Source organism: Luteibacter sp. P1_D3, from assembly GCF_056406135.1.
The window spans coordinates 1-4348 of sequence record NZ_JBFUAT010000077.1 but is presented as its reverse complement, the minus strand read 5'-3'; the positions used below and the strand labels follow the sequence as shown (position 1 = coordinate 4348).

General features: G+C 61.1%; 5 protein-coding genes. 3 read left to right on the top strand and 2 right to left on the bottom strand.

From position 1 onward, the window contains the following. The coding region (locus AC1DYM_RS22780; RefSeq protein ID WP_477342301.1) for a hypothetical protein at positions 1 to 376 on the bottom strand (376 nt) is incomplete at its 3' end. Positions 377 to 937: 561 nt separating this feature from the next. On the opposite strand from AC1DYM_RS22780, the gene AC1DYM_RS22775 reads away from it, so the two are divergent. Further along, positions 938 to 1873 (top strand): hypothetical protein, encoded by a 936-nt coding sequence (locus AC1DYM_RS22775; RefSeq protein ID WP_477342300.1) that lies wholly within the window; start codon positions 938 to 940, stop codon positions 1871 to 1873. Positions 1874 to 1924: 51 nt separating this feature from the next. Here AC1DYM_RS22775 and AC1DYM_RS22770 read toward each other — a convergent pair whose 3' ends face one another. Next, the gene (locus tag AC1DYM_RS22770) at positions 1925 to 2476 is read right to left on the bottom strand and encodes a TetR/AcrR family transcriptional regulator (protein ID WP_477342298.1); all 552 of its coding nucleotides are present in this window, start codon (positions 2474 to 2476) and stop codon (positions 1925 to 1927) included. Positions 2477 to 2618: 142 nt separating this feature from the next. Here AC1DYM_RS22770 and AC1DYM_RS22765 point away from each other — a divergent pair, with 142 nt between their 5' ends. Continuing rightward, the gene (locus AC1DYM_RS22765; protein ID WP_477342296.1) at positions 2619 to 3305 is read left to right on the top strand and encodes a glutathione S-transferase family protein; all 687 of its coding nucleotides are present in this window, start codon (positions 2619 to 2621) and stop codon (positions 3303 to 3305) included. A 40-nt stretch (positions 3306 to 3345) separates the two neighbouring features. After that, positions 3346 to 4296 (top strand): alpha/beta fold hydrolase, encoded by a 951-nt coding sequence (locus AC1DYM_RS22760; protein ID WP_477342294.1) that lies wholly within the window; start codon positions 3346 to 3348, stop codon positions 4294 to 4296. Positions 4297 to 4348: the final 52 nt, after the last annotated feature.

Sequence of the window (4348 nt, the reverse complement as noted above, 5' to 3'; positions counted from 1 at the left end):
ATGCCCGGGCGAGCTGCGAGAGCTCATATCTGCTCTCATACGTGTTTCCAAGATGCGAACTGGTCATGAGGAACATATTGGTCCTCATGAGCTCTTGGACCGCTTTCAACAGCTGGTCCTCATCCATCTCCGTCAGGTAAGACAACTCGGCGACCGTATAGCCGTCCGCACCGCTTCCTCCTTGGCAAGACTCTGGGCACGCCTGAAACGCTTCGCCATTCAGCCAGGACGACATCCCCTGCGAGTACTCGAAGCTCGAGAAGTCAGCCTCGGCGAGCCTTGGTTGGGCGACGTGCCACCGGGCACGTCCTTCGACGGAATCCTGTTCGCCGTCCAGTTGGCCCAGGGTCTGTTGCTTCGCGAGGCTGCCAGCCACAAGCCGCCCGATCGTCGGCAGCTATGCCTGATCGTGCAGCACGTCAGCTGTGGCACCACCAACTGGTCGGCGAATGCGCTTCGTCTAGCCGAAGTGCTTGGCGTGTGCCTGGCGGCCCGCCCGTGGGACGAGCCTGGGTCGAACCTTCATAGGGAAATCTATGCCTTGGACGGGACGTACGCGGAGACCAAGGCCGCCATGGACGTTACATCCTGCCGGGCGGAAGCTGGAGGCAGACGATGTAGCGCGATGGGTGGTGGCTTACACGCGAACCAAGGCGCGTGATACCGACAACTAGAAACGTGGAAGCGAAGTGTGATCCGCATCACCTTCCTTTTGCATCGCAGCGTGCGTCGTTGATCCGACAACGATAGAGTTTGCCTTGTCGGTTTAGATCGATCTAAACCGACAACAGAGTGCTGCAGCGCTCTGTATCCCAACCAGCAAGAAATCACGACACGCCATCTGCGGGGTAACGCGGAACATCGCTCCGATAGCGAAGGATTCGGAGTGCGCGTTGGGTAGTGGCGTCAGCTCATACAAAACCATCGGAGCAGGTTAATGAGTCTCAAGTCTCGGTTTACGCGCACCCGCATCACGGCAGCTTTGCTTTGTTCGATCGTCGGACTGGCGGCCTCCTCGGCAGCATTCGCCGACACTACCGGCTATATAGGCATTTTCGGTGGCGGCCCGATTTACAAGAACGCCAACAACAACATCAAGGAACTCAGCCAGTCAGGTTTCACGGAGGTCATCGTCTGGAGTGTCGAGGTCAAGTCGAACGGCGACCTCAACCTCAATGGTGAATTCCCGATCGTTTCCAACGGCGCCTACGTCGGTAACAACACATATCCCGGCTTCGTCTCCAACCTCGCCGCGCTGAAAGCGGCAGGGGTCAAACGCATCACCTTCAGTATCGGCTCGTCCAACGTCGGTGACTTCCAGGACATCAAGGCCCTCGTCAACAGCACGGGCGCAGGCGGTGGCACGGGCACGCAGAGCACGCTCTATCGCAACTTCCAGGCACTCAAGCAGGCGATCCCCTCGATCGATGCCATCGACCTGGATGACGAGAACAGCTACGACGCCGCTTCGACCGTTGCCTTCTCCGTGATGCTTGGCAAGCTCGGCTACCACGTCATGCCGGATGCCTATACGAACGCTTCGTACTGGAAGTCCGTAGTGACGCAGATCAACAGCCAGCGCGCTGGTACGGTCGATGGTGTGCATCTGCAGGCCTATGCCGGCGGCGCGGGTAACAGCCCGTGTTCGGGCTGGGACTTCGGCGGTGTGCCTGTCTATCCGGGGCTTGGCGATTCGTCGATCGGCGGCGATACCGTGCCGAGTGCGCAGAGCAAGATCGCGGGCTGGACGGCACAGTGCAACATCACGGGTGCCTTCCTRTGGCTCTACGACGATGTGGCGGGGAAGACGTACCAGGGCAAGACGCTGTCTGCGGCGTATGCGGGTGCGCTTGACGCGGGGCTGACTCCGTAATCGTTTTGAACCGCGCGCCGCTCGTTTGCGGGCGGTGCTCGGTCTATACCGTCAGTCAAACAACCCAGACGCGTGGTAGGCCTCGATAATCCGGTCGAACGACGAAAGGTCCGCACGACCTCTCGCGACCAGCTGCGCACCTTCGATCGCGGCGAAGATGGCCAGGGCGCGCGCCTCGAGTGCGTCTTGCGGTGAGTCGGGGTGGCGATCCTTCAGGACGCGTTGCAACCAACGCGTATTGACGGCCGTGAACMGATCGACTTCCACGCGAGCGATGTCGGGAAGGTCCGTGTACTCGGCCGACATGATGCCGCACAGGCACATCTTGTTGTCGTCTTCGAGCGCCTTGCGGAACGCTGACGTATAAGCGCGCATGAGCGCGTCATGCGTATGTGGGGTAGCCAGCAATTCGTCGAAGAACACTTCCGCTTCGTCGGCATAACGCTTGGCGAGTGCCGCCGCGAGATCGCCCTTGGTAGGGAAGTGGTAGTGGACGCTCGCGCTCTTGATGCCCACCGTCTTGGCGAGTTCCCGGAAGCTCAGGGCGTTGTAGCCGTGCCCCTGCACGGCCACCCGGGCGGCCGACATGATGGATTCGCGCATGTTCGTGTTCATGGGCCGAAGTATAGCAGGGCTGGCTATCTATCGATCGATAGGGGTTGACAGGGGCGAGGGGGCGGCCTAACCTCCGCTCATTCCTTCTAACTATCTATCGATCGATAGACAACCTAACTCGAGGAATCTCATGAAAATCTATGACCGCCCCGGCTTTCCCAACCCCTCCCGCATCCGGATCGTCCTCGCCGCCAAAGGCCTCGACCAATCCGTTGAGTTCGTTCCGGTCGATCTGATCGGCGCCGAGCATAAGCAGGCCGCCTTCCTGGGCAAGAACCCGTCCGGCGTGGTGCCGGTGCTGGAGCTCGACGATGGCACCCTGATTTCGGAGTCCACCGCGATTACCGAGTACTTCGACAACCTTGACGGCAACCCGATCATCACCGGCCGCACCCCCAAGGAGAAGGCGGTCATCCACATGATGCAGCGCCGTGCCGAGGCGTATGTCACCGACCCGATCGGCCTGTATTTCCACCACGCCACGTCCGGCCTGGGCGACACCCTCAAGGCGTACAAGAGCCCCGACTGGGATGGTCGCGAGACCATGGGTCAGCGCGAGGGCGACAAGGTGCGCGCCGGCCTGACGTACTTCAACGAGCTTCTCCAGAGCCGCCCCTACCTCGCCGGCGACGCCTTCTCCATGGCCGACATCACCTTGTTCGCCGGCCTCATGCACGCCGACGTTTCCGGGATCACGGTACCGGCCGACTACACGGCATTGCTGGACTGGCGCGTGCGCGTGTCGGAGCTGCCCAGCGTCAAGAATCGCAGCGGCCAGAACTTCCTCCAGGAAGACCTGACGCGCCTCGGCTTCTGATCGTCCACGACGACGTGACCTCGTAACAAGGACTGACCCCATGAAACGCACCAAGACACTACGTTCGTCACTGGCGGGCGCGTTGATCGCTGCCGCCGTCTCCCTCGCATTCGCCTCCAGTGCGGCCGCGTTCTCTCCAAGCCTGCCCACAGGCCAGACGCATCAAACCGCGCCGACGAAGTTCGTCACCGTCGATGGCGTTCGTCTCGCCTACCGTCGCTTCGGCAAACCGGGTGGTACGCCGCTTGTCTTCTTCCAGCACTTCGTCGGCACCATGGACAGCTGGGACCCGAAGATCACCGACGGCTTCGCCAGCACCCGCGAGGTCATCATCTTCGACAATGCGGGTGTGGCAGGTTCCGAAGGCGAGGTCCCGAAGACGGTTGAAGGGATGGCGAAGTACGGCATCGATCTGATCACGGCGCTGGGCATCAAGAAGACCGATATCCTAGGCTTCTCGCTGGGTAGTCTCGTTGCCCAGGAAGTGGCTATCGAACGTCCTGACCTGGTCCGTCGCGTCATTCTTGTCGGTAGCGGACCGCGCGGCGGCGAAGGCATGGCCCACCTGACACCTGAGTTCCAGGCGATGTTGGCGAAGAAGCACAACGTGCCGGACGAGCTGCTGCTGGATGTGTTCTTCACGCCTTCGGAAAAGAGCCAGGCTGCGGGCCGGGAATTCCTCACCCGTCTTCGCGCTCGTACGGTCAATCGCGATGTGGACGTCAACGACAAGGTCGTGCCGGCACAGGTGGCTGCGTTCGCCGCATGGGGTGTGCCGTCCGCGCAATCCAACGCGTATCTCAAGCAGTTGACGGAGCCGACCCTGGTGGTGAGTGGTAGCAAGGACCTGGTGCACTACACGGTGAACTCCTTCACKTTGCAGCAGAACATGCCGAACGCGGAACTGATCGTGTATCCGGACTCTGCCCATGGATCGATTTACCAGTACCCGGACCTCTTCCTGAAAGAAGCGACGCTGTTTCTCCAGTGAACTAGCTGGGGCGCGGCGATTCGCCGGAGTAGAGGACGCACGACCCTAGGGG

Bases quoted from the DNA above. Each gene is read 5' to 3' on its own strand.
- AC1DYM_RS22765 (WP_477342296.1), top strand. From the start codon at position 2,619: ATGAAAATCTATGACCGCCCCGGCTTTCCCAACCCCTCCCGCATCCGG.